The 17354-nt window shown below is 69.9% G+C and carries 17 protein-coding genes; 7 read left to right on the forward strand and 10 right to left on the reverse strand.

The features are described 5' to 3' along the window. Positions 1-10: 10 nt before the first annotated feature. From Q1A87_RS03270 to rsmA, 3 genes are all read left to right on the forward strand, one after another. The gene (locus Q1A87_RS03270; protein WP_299646995.1) at positions 11-1204 is read left to right on the forward strand and encodes a peptidylprolyl isomerase; all 1194 of its coding nucleotides are present in this window, start codon (positions 11-13) and stop codon (positions 1202-1204) included. Then, a complete protein-coding gene (gene pdxA, locus Q1A87_RS03275) occupies positions 1185-2192 on the forward strand; it encodes a 4-hydroxythreonine-4-phosphate dehydrogenase PdxA (RefSeq protein WP_299646997.1) in 1008 nt (335 codons plus the stop codon). Before Q1A87_RS03270 ends, pdxA begins: the two co-directional genes overlap by 20 nt. A 91-nt stretch (positions 2193-2283) precedes the next feature. Then, positions 2284-3120, forward strand: coding sequence for a 16S rRNA (adenine(1518)-N(6)/adenine(1519)-N(6))-dimethyltransferase RsmA (gene rsmA, locus Q1A87_RS03280; RefSeq protein WP_299646999.1), 837 nt, complete (start codon positions 2284-2286; stop codon positions 3118-3120). Between the two features lie 3 nt (positions 3121-3123). Here rsmA and Q1A87_RS03285 read toward each other — a convergent pair whose 3' ends face one another. From Q1A87_RS03285 to prfA, 3 genes are all read right to left on the reverse strand, one after another. Beyond that, complete coding sequence (locus tag Q1A87_RS03285; protein WP_299647001.1) at positions 3124-3945, reverse strand: DUF4167 domain-containing protein; 822 nt, start codon at positions 3943-3945, stop codon at positions 3124-3126. A 183-nt stretch (positions 3946-4128) separates the two neighbouring features. Further along, positions 4129-4899 carry a peptide chain release factor N(5)-glutamine methyltransferase gene (prmC, locus tag Q1A87_RS03290; RefSeq protein ID WP_299647003.1) on the reverse strand — a complete coding sequence of 257 codons (771 nt, stop codon included), beginning with the start codon at positions 4897-4899 and terminating at the stop codon, positions 4129-4131. Beyond that, entirely contained in the window at positions 4896-5963 is a 1068-nt protein-coding gene (prfA, locus tag Q1A87_RS03295; RefSeq protein WP_299647005.1) for a peptide chain release factor 1, read from the reverse strand. Before prfA ends, prmC begins: the two co-directional genes overlap by 4 nt. A gap of 76 nt (positions 5964-6039) precedes the next feature. On the opposite strand from prfA, the gene Q1A87_RS03300 reads away from it, so the two are divergent. Beyond that, complete coding sequence (locus Q1A87_RS03300; protein ID WP_299647007.1) at positions 6040-6273, forward strand: hypothetical protein; 234 nt, start codon at positions 6040-6042, stop codon at positions 6271-6273. Positions 6274-6275: 2 nt separating this feature from the next. Here Q1A87_RS03300 and Q1A87_RS03305 read toward each other — a convergent pair whose 3' ends face one another. Continuing rightward, complete coding sequence (locus Q1A87_RS03305; protein ID WP_299647009.1) at positions 6276-6692, reverse strand: DUF6314 family protein; 417 nt, start codon at positions 6690-6692, stop codon at positions 6276-6278. A gap of 85 nt (positions 6693-6777) precedes the next feature. On the opposite strand from Q1A87_RS03305, the gene purB reads away from it, so the two are divergent. After that, on the forward strand, positions 6778-8091 hold the full coding sequence (gene purB / locus Q1A87_RS03310) for an adenylosuccinate lyase (RefSeq protein ID WP_299647011.1): 1314 nt from the start codon (positions 6778-6780) through the stop codon (positions 8089-8091). A gap of 11 nt (positions 8092-8102) precedes the next feature. On the opposite strand, the gene Q1A87_RS03315 is transcribed toward purB, so the two are convergent. After that, entirely contained in the window at positions 8103-8636 is a 534-nt protein-coding gene (locus tag Q1A87_RS03315) for a BLUF domain-containing protein (protein ID WP_299647013.1), read from the reverse strand. Between the two features lie 239 nt (positions 8637-8875). Between Q1A87_RS03315 and Q1A87_RS03320 the strand changes: the two genes are divergently transcribed. Then, positions 8876-9043, forward strand: coding sequence for an adenylosuccinate lyase (locus Q1A87_RS03320; RefSeq protein ID WP_299647015.1), 168 nt, complete (start codon positions 8876-8878; stop codon positions 9041-9043). A gap of 1 nt (position 9044) precedes the next feature. Here the strand turns inward: Q1A87_RS03320 and guaD are convergent, their stop codons facing one another. Then, positions 9045-10331 (reverse strand): guanine deaminase, encoded by a 1287-nt coding sequence (guaD, locus tag Q1A87_RS03325; RefSeq protein ID WP_299647017.1) that lies wholly within the window; start codon positions 10329-10331, stop codon positions 9045-9047. A 92-nt stretch (positions 10332-10423) separates the two neighbouring features. Here guaD and mgtE point away from each other — a divergent pair, with 92 nt between their 5' ends. Next, the gene (gene mgtE / locus Q1A87_RS03330; RefSeq protein ID WP_299647019.1) at positions 10424-11830 is read left to right on the forward strand and encodes a magnesium transporter; all 1407 of its coding nucleotides are present in this window, start codon (positions 10424-10426) and stop codon (positions 11828-11830) included. Here mgtE and recN read toward each other — a convergent pair. The 4 genes from recN to ftsZ form a co-directional block, all read right to left on the reverse strand. After that, positions 11827-13479 (reverse strand): DNA repair protein RecN, encoded by a 1653-nt coding sequence (gene recN / locus Q1A87_RS03335; protein ID WP_299647021.1) that lies wholly within the window; start codon positions 13477-13479, stop codon positions 11827-11829. The genes mgtE and recN overlap by 4 nt on opposite strands. Positions 13480-13547: 68 nt before the next feature. Beyond that, complete coding sequence (locus tag Q1A87_RS03340) at positions 13548-14387, reverse strand: outer membrane protein assembly factor BamD (protein ID WP_299647023.1); 840 nt, start codon at positions 14385-14387, stop codon at positions 13548-13550. Positions 14388-14492: 105 nt separating this feature from the next. Then, the gene (gene lpxC, locus Q1A87_RS03345; protein WP_299647025.1) at positions 14493-15407 is read right to left on the reverse strand and encodes a UDP-3-O-acyl-N-acetylglucosamine deacetylase; all 915 of its coding nucleotides are present in this window, start codon (positions 15405-15407) and stop codon (positions 14493-14495) included. 327 nt (positions 15408-15734) lie between these two features. Next, complete coding sequence (gene ftsZ / locus Q1A87_RS03350) at positions 15735-17282, reverse strand: cell division protein FtsZ (protein WP_299647027.1); 1548 nt, start codon at positions 17280-17282, stop codon at positions 15735-15737. Between the last annotated feature and the right edge of the window lie 72 nt (positions 17283-17354).

Raw genomic sequence — 17354 nt, forward strand, 5'->3', positions numbered from 1 at the left:
GGAGCGGGCGATGACGAGACTTCTGACGGCGATGCTGGTCGCCCTATGGACGGCAGCCGGCCCCGGCGCCGCGCAGCAACCCTTCGCCGCGGCCGCGACCGTGAACGGGATTGCCGTGACCAATTACGACGTCGATCAGCGGTCGCAGTTCCTGTCGCTCCTCGGCTCGCCCGACACCGATCGGGCCAGCGTGACCGATACGCTGGTGGACGAGGCATTGCAGGTGCAGGCGGCCCGGCTCGCGGGGATCGACCTGTCCGAGGAGGAGGTTGCCGAGGGCATGACCGAGTTCGCCGCCCGGGCGGACCTGTCGTCCGATGCGTTCGTCGCCGAGCTCGGTGGCGCAGGCGTCGCCCCCGAGACGTTCCGGGATTTCGTGCGCAACGGCCTCTACTGGCGCCGCCTCGTCCAGGCCCGGTTCGGCGACCTCGCCCGCCCGCAGGACCGCGAGGTGCAGCGCATCGTCGATCGCGGTCCGCAGGGCGAGATCCGCGTCCTGCTGTCGGAGATCGCGCTTCCCTACACGCCCGAGAACCGCGCCGAAGTGGAAGCCCTGGCGGAGCGGCTTGCGGCCAGTCTGCGCGGGCAGGCCGCCTTCGAGGAGGCGGCGCGGACCTATTCCCGGGCCAGCTCGGCCCGGACCGGCGGACGGATCGACTGGCTTCCGCTGGCCGGTCTGGCCCCGCCGATCGCGAGCCAGGTGCTCACGCTCGCGCCCGGCGAGGTGACCGAGCCGATCAATCTGGGTACCTTCTTCGGCCTGTTCCTGCTCCGCGATCTCGACGATCAGGCGGCCGCCCCCGCGATCGAGCGCGTGGATTACGCCGAGTATCTGATCCCCGGCGGGCGCAGCGAGACGGCGCTTCGCGCGGCCGCCGAGCTCCGTGCCCGGGTCGATGTCTGCGACGATCTTTACGGGGAGGCCCGGAACGCGCCGGAGGGTACGCTCACCCGGCAGGACGCCGCGCCCGAGACATTGCCGGCGGATCTGCGTCAGGAGCTCGCAAAGCTCGATCCGGGGGAGGTGTCCACCCTGCTCACGCGCGGCGACCACCTGCGCTTCGTGATGTTGTGCAGCCGGAACGCGACGGTGCCGGAGGGGGCGTTCGAGCGGATCGGCCAGCAGATCCTGAGCCAGCGCCTGACAGACCTTGCCGACGGCTATCTCGCCGAGCTCCGCGCCGATGCCGTCGTCATCCGCTGACGGGCCCGCTCCGCTCGTCGTGACCTGCGGCGAGCCTGCGGGGATCGGGCCGGAGGTCGTCGCCAAGGCGCGCGCATTGGTCCCTGACCTGCCATTCGTCGTGATCGGCAATCCCGATCACTTCGCGGGCTTCGGCGTCGCGACGCGGATCGTCGCGTCCGTCGCGGAGGCCGGCACGGACGCGCTCTGCATCCTCCCGCATGACATCCCCGGCCCCGCCCGGCCCGGTCGTCCCGATCCCGCGCAGGCGGAAGGCGTGATCTCCGCCATCGCGCAGGCAGTGGACCTTGCGAAGGCCGGCGAGGCCGGCGGGATCGTGACGGCGCCGATCCACAAGAAGGCGCTCAAGGACGGGGCGGCCTTCGCTTATCCCGGGCATACCGAGTACCTCGCCGCACTGGCCGGTGGCGCGGACGTGGTGATGATGCTGGCCTGCCCCGAGCTGCGGGTCGTGCCCGCGACCATCCATGTCGCGCTCGCGGACGTGCCCGCCTGCCTGACGCCGGACTTGCTCGAGACGGTCCTTCGCGTCACCCATGCCGGGTTGCGCCGTGATTTCGGCGTCGAGAGGCCGCGCATCGCCGTTGCCGGACTGAACCCGCATGCCGGCGAGGGCGGCACGATGGGGCGGGAGGAAACGGACTGGATCGCGGCGCTGGTGGCGCGGCTCGCCCCCGAGCTCGGCTGCGTCGGCCCGTTCCCCGCCGACACGATGTTCCATGCCGGTGCGCGGACGACCTACGACGCCGCCGTCGCCATGTATCATGATCAGGCGCTCATCCCGATCAAGACGATCGACTTCGCGGGCGGCGTCAACGTGACGCTCGGCCTGCCGTTCATCCGGACTTCGCCCGATCACGGCACCGCCTTCGACATCGCCGGCAGCGGGCGCGCCGACCCGACGTCGATGGTCGCGGCGCTGCGGATGGCGTGGGACATGGCGGGGCGACGCCAGGAACGGCTTTCCCGCGAGGCCGCCGTACAATGAGTATTCGGGCCAGGAAGAAGACGAGGCCTCTTCTTGGTATAAGTACTCACAGCGATCCGCCGGCTCCGGGCGGCCGGTCGCGGGTTCGGACATGAGCCGGATCGACGACCTGCCGCCGCTGCGCGACGTGATCGCCGCGCACGGGCTTCGGGCGAAGAAGTCGATGGGACAGAACTTCCTGCTCGACCTCAACCTGACCTCGCGGATCGCCCGCGCCTCGGGGCCGCTCGCCGGCGCTTCCGTGCTGGAGGTGGGTCCGGGTCCGGGCGGTCTGACGCGCGGCCTTCTGGCCGAAGGCGCGCGCCGGGTGCTCGCGGTGGAAAAGGACGAACGCTGCCTGCCCGCTTTGGCGGAAATCGCGGCGGCCTATCCCGGGCGGCTCGAGGTCCTGTCCGGCGACGCGCTCGACGTGGACGTCACCGCCCGGCTCGACCGGCCGTGGCGCGTCGTCGCGAACCTGCCCTACAATATCGGGACCGAACTTCTCGTGCGCTGGCTCACGCCGCGGGACTGGCCGCCGGCCTGGGAGAGCCTGACCCTGATGTTCCAGAAGGAAGTGGCGGAGCGCATCGTCGCCGCGCCGGGTTCCAAGGCCTACGGGCGGCTTGCCGTTCTGGCGCAATGGCGGTCGGAGGTGCGGATCGTGCTGACGCTGCCGCCCGAGGCCTTCGCCCCGCCGCCGAAGGTCGCCTCCGCCGTGATCCACCTGACCGCGCTACCCGAACCACGGTTCCCGGCCGACGCGGACGTGCTGGAGCGCATGGTGGCCAAGGGGTTCAACCAGCGTCGCAAGATGCTGCGCGCCGCGCTGAAGGGGCTGGCGCCGGATATCGAGGATCGGCTGCGCGCCGCCGGACTGGACCCGACCGAGCGGGCCGAGCAGGTGCCGATCGAGGGTTGGTGCGCGCTCGCCCGGACGCTCGGCTGAAGCCTAGCTGTCCGACGTCGCCGCGCTCGGGGTCTCCCCCTCGGCAGCCGGTGCTTCGGCAGCGGGGGCCTTCTTCCGCGGCCGGCCGCGCTTCGGCTTCTCGGGCTTCGGCGCCTCCTCGACGGCTTGGGATTCCGGGGTTTCGACCGGACCGGTCTCGGCGCCCGGCGTATCGATGACGTCGGCGGCGTTCGCCGGTTCCGCGGGTGGCTGAGTCTTGCGCGGCCGACCCGGCTTTCGCCGATTGCGCGGCTCGCTCGGGGCCGGCGCTGCCTCCTCGGTCGGCGTGTCCGCGGGCGCGACGTCCGACTGGATGGCCTGCCGTTCCGTCCTGGCGTTCTCGCGCGTATCGGCACGCGGCGCGCGCTCGTCGTCCCTGCGCGCCTCGGATTGACGGTCGGCGCTTTGCGCCTCGACGGGCTGGCGGTCGTTCTGCCGGTCGGTCTGGCTTGGCTGGCCGCCCTGCGACGATCCCTGCCGGTCGTTCTGGTTGCCGCCCTGCTGGTTGCCGCCGTGCTGGTTCGCCTGCTGATTGCCGCCCTGCTGGTTGCCCTGCTGATTCTGCTGGCGGGCGTCCATCTCCTTCTGGGCGGCGGCGAGCATGCGGGTGTAGTGCTCGGCATGCTGCTGGAAGTTCTCGAGCGCGACACGGTCGCCGGAGAGCTGCGCGTCGCGGGCGAGCTGGTTGTACTTCTCGATCACCTGCGCCGGCGTGCCCCGGACCTTTCCCTCGGGTCCGGAACTGTCGAAGACACGATTGACGATGTTTCCGCCCTGGGGACGATTGCGATTCTTGTTCCGCGAACGGGACTTGCTGCTTCTCATGCGTGGGAGGTTCCGCTGGTCATCTGCAGGGGGCGTCTCATGGCCGGGAACCGGACCCGCCCCGCGGGTCGTCATGGTCCGGTATCGGTCGGGCGTCGCGTCCGGGGGCGGGCCGGAGCCCGTCAACCGCTGGATGCCTGTCGGTTATGGGTGCCCGGGCGAGGAGTTACAAGCCGATTCTCGTCACATCGCCGCTTTTTCGCCGGAAACCACGCGATCCCGCCCGTCGAGGTCAGGATGGACGCCGATATTCGTCAGGCCCGCCGCCGCGAAGAGCGCCGTCACCGCCGCGGCCTGCGTCGCGCCGATCTCGACCATCAGCCGCCCGCCGGGGCCCAGATGCGCCGGCACGTCGCGCGTGATCGTCCGGTAAGCGTCGAGCCCGTCGCCACCGGGACTGAGCGCGAGGCCGGGTTCCCATCGGCGCAGTTCGGGTGCGAGTCCGGGCATCTCCGCGGCGGCGATGTAGGGCGGGTTCGCGACGACGAGGTCGAAGGTCTCGTCGATCCCCGTCAGCCAGTCGGCCTGCTGGAAGGCCGCGCGTTCCGCGAGGCCGAGCGCCACGGCGTTGCCCCGTGCGACGTCGAGCGCGGCCTCGGACAGATCGGTGCCGAGGCCGGACGCCTCGGGGCGTTCGGCGAGGAGGGACAGGAGGATGCAGCCGGAGCCCGTGCCGAGATCGAGGACGCGGTCGAAGGGGGCGGCGAGCGCCTGCTCGACCAGCGTCTCGGTCTCCGGACGGGGGTCGAGGACATCGGCCGTCACGCGGAACTCATGGTTCCAGAAGGCGCGACGACCGAGGATGTGGGAGACCGGTTCCCGCGCCGAGCGTCGCGCGATCCAGACCGCGAAGGTCCCTGCATCGGGTGCGGCGCGGGCGAGCACCTGCGCGTCGCGGGCCGGGTCGGGAACGCCGGCCGCCCGCAGCGACGCACGCGCCTCGGCTTCGGTCACGCCGACATCTCGGCCAGAAGCTGCGCCTGCAGGTCCGCGGTCAGCGCGTCGATCACCTCGTCGAGATCGCCCTGCATCACCGCGTCGAGCCGGTAGAGCGTCAGGTTGATCCGATGGTCGGTCATCCGGCCCTGGGGGAAGTTGTAGGTGCGGATGCGCTCGCTGCGGTCGCCGCTGCCGACCTGCGCGCGGCGGTCGGAGGCACGTTCGGCATCGGCGGCGGCGCGCTGCGCCTCGTAGAGCCGGGCGCGCAGCACGTTCATCGCGATCTCGCGGTTGCGGTGCTGGGACTTCTCCGACGAGGTGACGACCATGCCGGTCGGCAGGTGGGTGATGCGCACGGCCGAGTCGGTCGTGTTGACGTGCTGTCCGCCCGCTCCGCTCGCGCGCATCGTGTCGATGCGGATGTCGGCGGCGGGGATGTCGATATCGACGGCCTCCGCTTCGGGAAGGACGGCGACGGTCGCGGCGGAAGTGTGGATGCGGCCGCCGGATTCGGTCGCGGGGACGCGCTGGACGCGATGCACGCCACTCTCGAACTTGAGTCGGGCGAAGACGTTGTCGCCCTCGATCCGGACGACGAGCTCGCGGATGCCGCCGAGATCGGTCTCCTGACGCTCGACGGTTTCCATGCGCCAGCCACGCGCCTCGGCATAGCGGCGATACATCGCCTCGAGATTGCCGGCGAATAGCGCGGCCTCCTCGCCGCCGGTGCCGGGCCGGATCTCGAGGATCGCGGGACGGGCATCGGCTTCGTCCCTCGGCAAGAGCGCGAGTTGCAGCGCCGCCTGCCCCGCCGCCCGTGCCGCTTCGAGCTCGGCGAGCTCCGCCTCGGCCAGTTCGCGCATCTCCGGATCGGCGAGCATCACGCGGGCTTCTGCGATCTGCCCGTCGAGCGCGCGGAACGCGCGGACGCGGTCGGCGATTTCCCGCATCTCGGCGTATTCCCGGGTGAGCGTGCCGATCTCTTCGGCCGAGGGTCCGGCATTCAGCCGCGCCTCGAGATAGTCGAACCGGGCGAGGATCTGGTCGAGGCGGTCCTCGGGGATGGCGGGTGCTGTCATGGCGGCGTGATGGTGCCGGGGCGGGACTAGGTCAAGGCCGCCCTTTCTGCTAGGATAGGGTCTGGAGGTTCCGTCGATGAGACCCTTCGCGCTCGCGCTCTGTCTTGCCGCCCTGCCCGCCGTCGCGGACACGACCGCCCCGTCCGGGCGAACGATCGAGTGCTACTGCACCGACTCGACCGGCGGGCGCGTGGAGATGGGGGAGCGGATCTGTTTGTCCGTCGGCGGGCGGGCCTTCGTGGCGCTCTGCGCGATGTCGCTCAACGTGCCGATCTGGCGTGACACCGGGGAGGCCTGCCCGCTCGGGTGAGGTCATGGAATTGCGGGCCGGTCGTAGCGCGTCAGAGCCCGGTATGCCTTGCGCGGCCCCGTCACGCGCCAGCGCACCGACCAGCGGGGCCAAGCCCGGAAATCGTAGCGCAGCCAGTAGAGGTCGGGCGGGCAGTCGTGGCGGGCCCAGGCGTCATCAGTGATGCAGTGGAAGGGCCGGCCATCCGCGAACAGCACTTCGATTCCACCCGGAGAGGCCCGCCAGAGCGTCTCCCGCCGGGCCATGAACCTCTGCCCGCCCTGACTGAGCGTCCCCGCTTCCACGTAGCGCAGAAGCGCGCCGTCGGGGAACCAGACGCTTTTGCCTTCGAACCGCGCCCAGGTTCCATCGGCGTGCCGCAGCACGCGCCGCGTCCGCCAGGTTCCGGCCAGCGCGGCGAGACGGGAGGCTGGGGTCATTCGGGCTTCCTTGCGGGGGCGGCTGCCGCATCCTATGACGCCCGCGGCGGCGTCGCCAGCCGCCCGTTCACTGAGAAGGTCCGCCATGATCCCCCGCTATTCCCGGCCCGAGATGGTCGCGATCTGGTCCCCCGAGACGAAGTTCCGCATCTGGTTCGAGATCGAGGCGCATGCCTGCGATGCGATGGCGGAGATGGGCACGATCCCGCGCGAGAACGCCGAGGCGGTCTGGAAGGCGCAGGACGTCGAGTTCGACGTGGCGCGCATCGACGAGATCGAAGCGGTGACGAAGCACGACGTGATCGCCTTCCTCACGCACCTGTCGGAGATCGTGGGCGCCGACGCGGCGCGGTTCGTCCATCAGGGGATGACGTCCTCGGACGTGCTCGACACGACGTTCAACCTGCAGCTCGTCCGCGCGGCCGACCTGCTCATCGCGGATACAGAGGCGCTGCTCGCGGCGCTGAAGCGGCGGGCGCTCGAGCACAAGGACACGGTCCGCATCGGCCGCAGCCACGGCATCCACGCCGAACCCACGACGATGGGCCTGACCTTCGCGCGATTCTACGCGGAGATGGATCGCAACCTGCGACGGCTGAAGACCGCGAAGGCGGAGGTCGCGACCGGCGCCATCTCCGGCGCGGTCGGCACCTTCGCCAATATCGATCCGGCCGTGGAGGCCTATGTCTGCGAGAAGATGGGCCTCTACCCCGAGCCGATCAGCACGCAGGTCATCCCCCGCGACCGGCACGCGGCCTTCTTCGCGGCGCTCGGCATCGTCGCCTCCTCGGTCGAGAACATCGCGACCGAGATCCGGCACATGCAGCGGACCGAGGTGCTGGAGGCGGAGGAATTCTTCTCCAAGGGCCAGAAGGGCTCCTCGGCGATGCCGCACAAGCGCAACCCCGTCCTCACCGAGAACCTGACGGGCCTCGCCCGGCTGGTGCGCTCCGCGGTCACGCCGGCGCTCGAGAACGTCGCGCTCTGGCACGAGCGGGACATCAGCCATTCGAGCGTCGAGCGGATGATCGGACCGGACGCGACCATCACCCTCGATTTCGCGCTGGCGCGGCTCACCGGGGTGATCGACAAGCTCGTCGTCTATCCCGAGAACATGCTCGCCAATATGAACCGCTTCCGCGGCCTGGTGATGAGCCAGCGCGTCCTGCTCGCCCTGACCCAGGTCGGGGTCAGCCGGGAGGACGCCTACGCTCTGGTGCAGCGCAACGCGATGAAGGTCTGGGAGGCGGGCGCCGACTTCCAGACCGAACTTCTGGAGGACGCGGATGTCCGCGCGGTCCTGTCGGAGGCGGAGATCCGGGAGAAGTTCGATCTCGGGTATCATACGAAGCACGTCGACACGATCTTCGCCCGCGTCTTCGGCTCGGCCGAGGGCTAGTGCTCAGGCGTTCAGGCCGGGCGCTCCCCGGAGGTCTGCGGGTCGCGGGTCGATCCGAAGTCGCGGGGCGCGCCGCCATAGGCCTCCGCATCCACGAGCGTTCCGTTGACGGCCAACTTCGGCTGTAGGCCGGGACGCTCGCTCTGGTGTTCGATGGCGTCGGCCATCATGTCGATCAATCCCTCCGCGTCGAGCTGCATCAGCGGCGCGTGCAACGTGCCGATCTCGCCGGCGCCTCCGATCGTGGATTCGGTGATCTCGGCGAAGGCCATGTCCCACCCGTCGAACAGCCGGGACCGGCGCGTGCCCCGCTCGAGCGTGCGGATGTCGCGGTGACGCCAGTCGGCGCGTATCCGCGCCTCGATCTTCTCGAGGTTGCCGACCGGCCCTTCGGTATATTGCGCGTAGTGCCACCCCACGCGATGGAGGTAGCCCGTCAATCCGAGCTTCCTGTTCCTCGACCTGGCGGAGAGATAGATCAATCCGTCCTCGACCGAGCGAAACCGCGACACGGCTTCCGATATGAAAATCCAGTATCCAAACACGTCCAGCCCTCCGTCCCATATTTAATCAAAAATTAAAGTTACCAAAGAGTTAAGGTAAAGCTTCTTTTATACATGCGGCCGCCGGCGCAGGCGACGTGTCGCCGTCGCGAGCAGGCTTGCGGGCTGCCGCAAGGCTGTCTGCGACCGATTGCCACCCGATGCCGCGAGGCGGGATCGTGACTTCGTGAACGCCGGCCTTTGCGCTACCTTTGAGGAACCTGGGATCGAAAGGAGACGACATGAAGACGACCAAGACCCTTCTCGCGGCCGCCATCCTCGCCGGGACGCCGGCCTTCGCCATGGCCGCCTGCGACTACAGCGGCCACCGCGAGGCGACCGTGACCTGCGCGCCCGGCACGACGCTCGATACGTCGACCGGGTCCTGCGTAGCCGAGACCACGAGCTGAGTCAGCCGCGGGGCAGCATCGCCTGCCCTGCGACGTAAGTCTGGGCGACGGCCCGGTCGTCGCCCATCATGATCGTCGGGAACACGGCTTCCCAGACATCCTCGGCGCATGCGACCCGTTGCGCGATGGCGGGCGTCGAGGCCAGATCGAGCACGACGAGATCGGCCGCGCCGCCCGGCGCAAGCCGGCCGATATCGCCCGCATGCAGCGCCCGCGCCGATCCCTCCGTCGCCAGCCAGAGAAGCTGCGCCGGGTGAAGCGCCGTCCCGCGAAGCTGCGCGATCTCGTAGGCCGCGGCCATCGTGCGCAGCATCGAGAAGTTCGACCCACCGCCCGTATCGGTCGCGAGCCCCACCCGCATCCGCGCGGCCAGCCCCATGTCGAAGAGACCCGAACCGATGAAGGTGTTGGAGGTCGGGCAATGGATCGCCGCCGCCCCGATCTCCGCCAGCCGGTCCCGCTCCCGCGCCGTCAGGTGGATGGCGTGGCCGTAGAGGCCGCGTTCCCCGAGCAGGCCATGCGCCTCGTAGGTGTCGAGGTAGTCCCGCGCCTGCGGATAGAGGCTCCGCACCCAGGCGATCTCATCGGTCTGCTCGTTCAGATGCGTCTGCATCAGGCAATCGGGGTGCTCCGACCAGAGCGCGCCGAGCGCGTCGAGCTGATCGGGCGTCGAGGTCGGCGAGAAGCGCGGCGTGACGACGTAGGATGCCCGCCTCCGCCCGTGCCAGCGTTCGAGCAGCGCGCGGCTGTCGTCGTAGGCCGATCGGGGCGTGTCCCGCAAATTCGCCGGCGCGTTGCGGTCCATGCAGGTCTTGCCCGCCCAGACGGCCATGTTCCGTGCCGATGCCGCCGCGAAGAATGCCTCCACGCTTTCGGGATGGATCGTGCAGAAGCTGCAGACCGATGTGGTCCCGTGGGCCAGCGCAAGGTCGAGGTAGCGCGCGGCGATCCCGGCCGCGTAGGCCGGATCGCCGAACCGCGCCTCCTCGGGGAACGTGTAGGTCTCGAGCCAGTCGATCAGGCGCTTGCCCCAGGACGCGATGATCGCCGTCTGCGGGTAGTGCACATGCGCGTCGACGAACCCCGGCAGGATCAACGCCTCGCCGTGGTCGATCCGATCCGCCTGCGGGTGGGCCGCGCGGAGGGCGTCGGCCGAGCCGACCGCGACGATCCGCCCCCGTTCCACGACGACCGCGCCGCGGTGCTCGAAGGTCGCGGCATCGCCCGGCGGAACGGCGAAGGGATCGGCATCGAAGGCCAACGTCCGGCCGAGGATCAACGTGGTCATGGCTTCCCCTATCCCGCGCCGGAAAAGGCTGCTACCCCTCGCGCCGCCCGCACGCTATCGACGGCCCGACACCCCCCGATCGAGGACATGCCATGACCGAGCCGCAGACCGAGGCCGATCTCGCGACCCGCCCCGAGGAGGAGGTCGAGGAAGAGGCCGCGCTCGACCAGAACCGGCTTCGGCTCGTCCGGGAGGCGATCGAGGACGAGGACGCGTCCGCCGTCGACGCACTCATCGAGCCGCTGCACGGGGCCGACATCGCGGACCTTCTCGAACAACTCGACGAGGGGCCGCGGCGCGAATTGCTGCGCCTGTGGTCGGGCGGCATCGACGGCGAGATCCTGTCGGAGCTCGACGAGGGCGTGCGCGAGGAGATCCTGCGCGAGCTTTCCAGCGAGGACGTGGCCGAGGCCGTCCGCGAGCTCGAGACCGACGACGTGGTCGATCTCATCGAGAACCTCGAGGACGAGAGCCGCGCCGACGCGATCCTCGCCTCGCTGACCGACAGCGACCGCGTCGCGGTGCAGCAGGCGCTGACCTATCCGGAATATTCCGCCGGTCGCCTGATGCAGCGGGAGGTGGTCATCGCGCCGTCCTTCTGGAACGTCGGCCAGGCCATCGACCATCTGCGCGGCACCGAGGAGCTGCCGGAGCAGTTCTACCACGTCATCCTCACCGATCCGCGGATGCGGCCCGTGGGCTACGTCACGCTGGGCAAGCTGCTCGGCGCGACGCGCGAAACGCCGCTGTCGGAGATCGAGGAGGAGAGCTTCCGCACCTTCGAGGCGACCGACCCGGAAAAGGACGTGGCCTACGCGTTCAACCAGTACCACCTGATCTCCGCGCCCGTGGTCGACGCGGACGACCGACTGCTCGGCATCATCACCATCGACGACGCGATTCGCATCCTCGACGAAGAGGCGGAGGAGGACATCCTCCGGCTCGCCGGCGTCGATGCGGAGGAATCGCTGTCGAACCGGACCTTCGGCGTCGTCCGGCGGCGCTTCCCCTGGCTCGCGGTGAACCTCGTGACCGCGATCCTCGCCTCGATGGTCATCTCCCAGTTCGAAGGCGTCATCACGGAGATCGTCGCGCTGGCCGTGCTGATGCCGATCGTCGCCTCGATGGGCGGCAATGCGGGGACGCAATCTCTCACCGTCGCCGTCCGCGCGCTCGCCACGCGCGACCTCACCGGCGCGAACTTGTGGCGCGTCATCCGGCGGGAGGTCTCGGCGGGCGCGATCAACGGCGCCGCCTTCGCCGTGATCATGGCGGGCGTGGGACTCGTCTGGTTCGGCTCGCCGATGCTGGGCGCGGTGATCGCGGTGGCGATGGTCATCAACCTCGTCATCGCGGGGCTCGCCGGCGTCGGCATCCCGGTGATCCTCGAGCGCGTGGGCGTGGACCCGGCGCTGGCCTCGGGCGCCTTCGTGACCACGGTGACGGACGTCGTCGGCTTCTTCGCCTTCCTCGGTCTCGCCGCGCTCTGGCTGCTCTAGGCCGCCGCGTCCAATAGCGCCCGCGCCGCGCCGCGCGCCGCGTCGGTGATGCTGTCGCCGGCGAGCATGCGGGCGATCTCGTCGATCCGGTCGGTCGCCGCGACCGGCGTGACGGTGGAGAGCGTCGCGTCGTTCGCGACCTTCTTCTCGACCCGCCAGTGATGTGCGCCGAGCGCCGCGACCTGCGGCGAGTGGGTGACGACGAGAACCTGGCCGCCATCGGCCAGCGCCTTGAGCCGCCGCCCGACCGCGTCCGCCGTCGCGCCGCCGACGCCCCGGTCGATCTCGTCGAAGATCAGCGTGCGCGAGCGGTCGCCGCCCGTGAGACAGACCTTCAGCGCGAGCAGGAACCGGCTGAGCTCACCCCCCGACGCGATCTTGTCGAGCGGGCCGGACGGTGCGCCGGGATTCGTGGCGACCTCGAAGGCCACGGTATCGGCGCCGTCGGGCCCGGCCGCGGCGTTGGCGACCTTCGTCTTGAAGGTCGCCCGCTCCATCCGGAGCGGCGCGAGCTCGGCCTGCATCGCCGCATCGAGCCGTGTCGCCGCCGCGCGCCGCAGGTCCGACAGCTCGGCCGCCGCCGCATCGTACTCGGCCGCCGCGGCCTTCTCCGCCTGCGCGAGCCTGGCGAGCCCGCCCTCCGACGCGTCGAGCAGATCGAGGCGCCCGCGCAGCTCGATCGCGAGCGCCGGCAGGTCGTCGGCGAAGACGCCATGCTTGCGCGCAAGCGCCCGGATCGCGAAGAGGCGCTCCTCCGCCGCCTCCAGCTCGGAAGGGTCGAAGGTCAGCGCGTCGAGGCAGCTCTCGACGCCAGCCTGCGCCTCGCCGAGCTCGATCATCGCACGGTTCAGCGCTTCGAGCGCGTCGTTCAGGGTCTCGCCCGCCCCTTCCGCCGCGCCGTCGAGCCAGCGGGTCGCGTCCATCATCTGACCCTCCGCGCCCTGCGGCCCGATCGCCTGCAACGCCCGGGCCACGTCTTCGCGTATGCGCTCGGCGCCCTGCATGACGCGTCTTCGGGTGTCGAGTTCCTCCTCTTCCCTGGGCTTGGGGTCGAGCCGTTCGAGCTCGTCGACGGCGTGGCGCAGGAAGTCCTCTTCGGCGCGCGCCGCGTCGCGCTGCGCCTCCGCCTCCCGGAGCGCCCTGCGGGCAGCGGCGAGGCCGGACCAGGCGCGGCGAACTGCCGACGGATCGGCCCCGGCGAAGGCGTCGAGGAGCGCGCGGTGGCCGTTCACGTCGAGCAATCCCCGGTCGTCGTGCTGGCCGTGCAGTTCGAGGAGCGTGTCGGACAGCGCGCGCAGGACCTCGCCCGAGACCCGCGTGCCGTTGACCCAGGCGGTCTTGCGCCCGTCCGGGGTATTGATCCGCCGCAGGAGGAGTTCGTCATCCTCCGCGCCGAGCCCGTGCCGGTCGAGCACCTCCCGGGCGGCATGATCCCGGGGGAGGTCGAAGGCCGCCGTGACCTCGCCCTGCGCCGCGCCCTGCCGCACAAGTTCAGCGCGTCCGCGCCAGCCCAGGACGAAACCGAGCGAGTCGAGCAGGATGGACTTGCCCGCCCCCGTCTCGCCCGTAAGCACGTTGAGCCCCGCCCCGAATTCGAGCGAGAGGCGGTCGATGATGAGCATGTCGCGGATGTCGAGGGATCGGAGCATGGCCGTTAACTACATCCGGCCGCGCCCGTTCCGCCAGTGCGCGTCGCGCGTCATCCTGACCGTGCCAGCTAGAGCCAGCTTCCCCGGACGGTGCGGCGATAGATGTCGACGAGCCAGCCGCTGCCCTTCGCCTCGGGCGAGAGCCCCCGACCGGTGAGTTGACGGTAGGCGTCGTCGTAGAAGGGCGAGGACTGGAAGTTGTAGCCCAGGATCGCGCCCGCCGTCTGCGCCTCCTCGGTCAGGCCGAGCGACAGGTAGGCCTCCACCAGACGCATCAGCGCTTCGGGCGTATGGGTCGTGGTCTGGAACTCCTCGACCACCGCGCGGAACCGATTGATGGCCGCGGGATAGTGCTTGCGCTTGAGGTAGTACCGCCCGATCTCCATCTCCTTCGCGGCAAGATGGTCGAAGGCGAGGTCGAACTTCAGGATGCTCGACCGGGCATATTCGCTGTCGGGATATTGCTCGATCACGGTGCGCAGCGATTGCAGCGCCTGGAAGGTAAGGCCCTGGTCGCGACCGACCTGGTCGATCTGATCGTAGTAGCTGAGCGCCAGAAGGTATTGCGCGTAGGCCGCATCCTCGTCGGCCGGATAGAAGTCGATGAAGCGCTGCGCGGCCGCGCGGGCGTTCTCGTAGTCGCGGTTCCGGTGATAGGCGAAGGCCTGCATGATGAGGCCGCGCTTGGCGAAGTCGGAATACGGATAGAGCCGCTCCACCTCGGCGAAGAGCCGCGCCGCATCCTCGGGATCGCCCTGGGCGAGCGCCAGTTCCGCCTGCTGGTAGATCGCGTCCGGCGCCGTATCCTCGAGCGCCAGCGTATCGCCGCCACCGCAGGCCGCGAGGAATGCGAGAGTCGCGAGCGCCGTCAGAGATTTGCCAAGCCGCGCCACGCGCCGTTCCGTCATCCGTCCACTTCCTTGCCCGCGCCCGGTGCGGGCCTCGCGGCACCATAGTCGAGCCGCCCGAGGCTGTGAAGCGCGGGGCGCCACAATCCGCAGGGCGCCACGGGGTTAGAGGTGCGCGAAGACGTCCTTCTCCAGACCGGCCCCCGGCAGGAGGCGCGCCTCGTGGGGGGCGAGCGTGCGGATGCGGTAGGCCAGCGGATCCGCGAAGAGCGCGCGCAGCAGCCGGTTCGTCGTCGCGTGGCCGGACCGGATGCCGGTGTAGCGGCCGAGGATCGGGGCGCCGGCCAGCGCCAGATCGCCCAGGGCGTCGAGCATCTTGTGGCGCACCGCCTCGTCGGCATGCCGGAACCCTTCGGGGTTCTCGACCCGCTCGCCGTTGACGACGACCGCATTCAGGAGCGATCCGCCGAGCGCCTTGCCCGCCGCCTGCATCGCGTCGACGTCCGCGCGGCGGCAGAAGGTGCGGCTGTCGCAAAGTTCGCGGACAAAGGTGCCGTTCGAAAGGCGCAGCACCTTGTGCTGATGCCCGATCGCGGAATCGGCGAAATCGATCGACACGTCGATCTCGAGCTCCTCGGCGGGCGTGAGCATGGCGCTGGCCGAACCGTCGGTGACCTGGACGCGGCGAAGCACCTCGATCGCATGAACGGGTGCATCGAGACGTCGGGTTCCGGTCCGCAGGATGGCGCGCACGAAATCGGCGGCCGAGCCGTCGAGGATCGGCACTTCGGGACCGTCGATCTCGAGGATGGCATTATGCACGCCGCAACCGGTCAGCGCGGCCATCACATGCTCGACGGTCGAGACAGACACGCCGGCCTCGTTCACCAGCATCGTGCAGAGCGGGGAAAGCTCCACCGCGTCGTGGCGCGCGGCGATCATGTTGTTGCCGTCGAAATCGGTGCGACGGAACCAGATGCCGTGATGGGCGGGGGCGGGATGGATCGACAGGCGCGCGCTTCGGCCCGAATGGAGACCGACGCCCGAGAAGCGGATCACGTTCCTGACCGTCGTTTGCATGAGACTGCTCCGTATCGTTGCCATCGCGCCGCTTCGAGGACGCTTTCCTGATGGTGAGCTACGCACGCCCCCGCGTCCGTTCAATTCAACGGTGGTTACGGAGTGAAACAGGGATTGGGCGCCGTGTGGCGAAATCACGCCGACGGGTCCGCAATCCGGCGATTCCCTCAGCGGCGCAGGGCCCTGCGCGTGCCCGACATTGCACGCGACGGCATTTTTCAGGGGCAACCTTGTGATCGACCCGTCAGGTCGCACGGGGCTTGAAACCGAAAACGGCGGCCCCGGGAGGCCGCCGCTCGTCCAGTGATCGCCGAGAATCGGCGCGGATCAGTTCGCCTGCCGCCGCAGGAAGGCCGGGATCTCGATACGCTCGTCATCGGGGTCCGCCTTCGGCTCGGGCGCCGCGGCCGCGGGACGCTCGACGGGCATGTCGGCGCCGCTTCCGGTCATCCGGTGAATGAGCGACCCAAAGCCGAAGCGGGCATGGTGCTCGGCCGGCGCCGGCCGTGGCTCGGGCGCCGGGCGACGCTCTCCGTTGAGGACGGCGGCGCGCAGACGCTCCATCGTCTCGGGCGACGGTGTCGCCGCCGGGCGCGAGGGCCGGAACGGCACCGCCGACTCGGCCGCCTCCGCCATGGGGGCGACCGCCGCGGGCCGGTAGGCCGGGGCCGGCAAATCGTCGCTCTCGTCGGAGATGAACGCCTCGGCGGCGTCGGAATCTTCGGCCTTCTGTTGATCGGCGGCGTCGAAGAAGCTGGGGCTCGACGGCTCGGGCGCGACGGAGGCCGCGACGGCGGGGATCTCCGGCTCGGGCGCCGGGGCCTGCTCGGCCCTCGCCTCCCTGCGGGAGGTCGGCTCGGACATGCGCCGACGCGGCAGCGGATCGGCATCGCGCGAGGCAATGGCGTCGATGCCGGTCGCGACCACGGAGACGCGCATGACGCCCTCCATCGACGGGTCGAGCGTGGAGCCGACGATGATGTTCGCGTCCTCGTCCACTTCCTTGCGGATCCGGTTCGCGGCCTCGTCCATCTCGAACAGCGTGAGATCGTGCCCGCCGGTGATGTTGATGAGGACGCCCTTCGCGCCAGAGAGGCTGAGCTCGTCCAGAAGCGGGTTGGCGATGGCCTTCTCGGCGGCTTCGACGGCGCGATCCTCGCCCTCGGCCTCGCCGGTGCCCATCATCGCCTTGCCCATCTCGTCCATCACGGACCGGACGTCGGCGAAGTCGAGGTTGATCATGCCCGGCCGGACCATCAGGTCGGTCACGCCCTTCACGCCCTGGTAGAGTACGTCGTCGGCCAGCGAGAACGCCTCGGTGAAGGTCGTCTTCTCGTTGGCGAGCCGGAACAGGTTCTGGTTCGGGATGACGATGAGCGTGTCGACCACCCGCTGGAGCGCGTCGACGCCCTCCTCGGCCTGCCGCATCCGCTTGGTGCCCTCGAACTGGAACGGCTTGGTCACGACGCCGACGGTTAGGATGCCGAGCTCGCGCGCGGCCTGCGCGATGATCGGCGCCGCGCCGGTGCCGGTCCCGCCGCCCATGCCGGCGGTGATGAAGCACATATGCGCGCCGGCCAGCCGGTCCACGATCTCCTCGATCGTCTCCTCGGCGGCGCTGGCGCCGATCGACGGACGCGCCCCGGCGCCGAGACCTTCCGTCACGCGCACGCCGAGCTGGACCTTGGCCTGCGCGTGGTTCTGCTGCAGCGCCTGCGCATCGGTGTTCGCTACGACGAACTCGACGCCCTCGAGATCCTTCTGGATCATGTTGTTGACCGCGTTGCCTCCGGCCCCGCCGACACCGAAGACGGTGATGCGCGGGCGCAGGTCAACTTCTCCGGTCACGGCCGGCGTCGTCAGATTCAATGTCATGTGCTTGGTCCACCTGTACTGTTCGGCCTGCTCGGCCATCTGCCGCGTTTTCCGCTTGTTGTTGTCGAAAGG

This window comes from uncultured Jannaschia sp., from assembly GCF_947494055.1.
Lineage (GTDB): Bacteria > Pseudomonadota > Alphaproteobacteria > Rhodobacterales > Rhodobacteraceae > Jannaschia.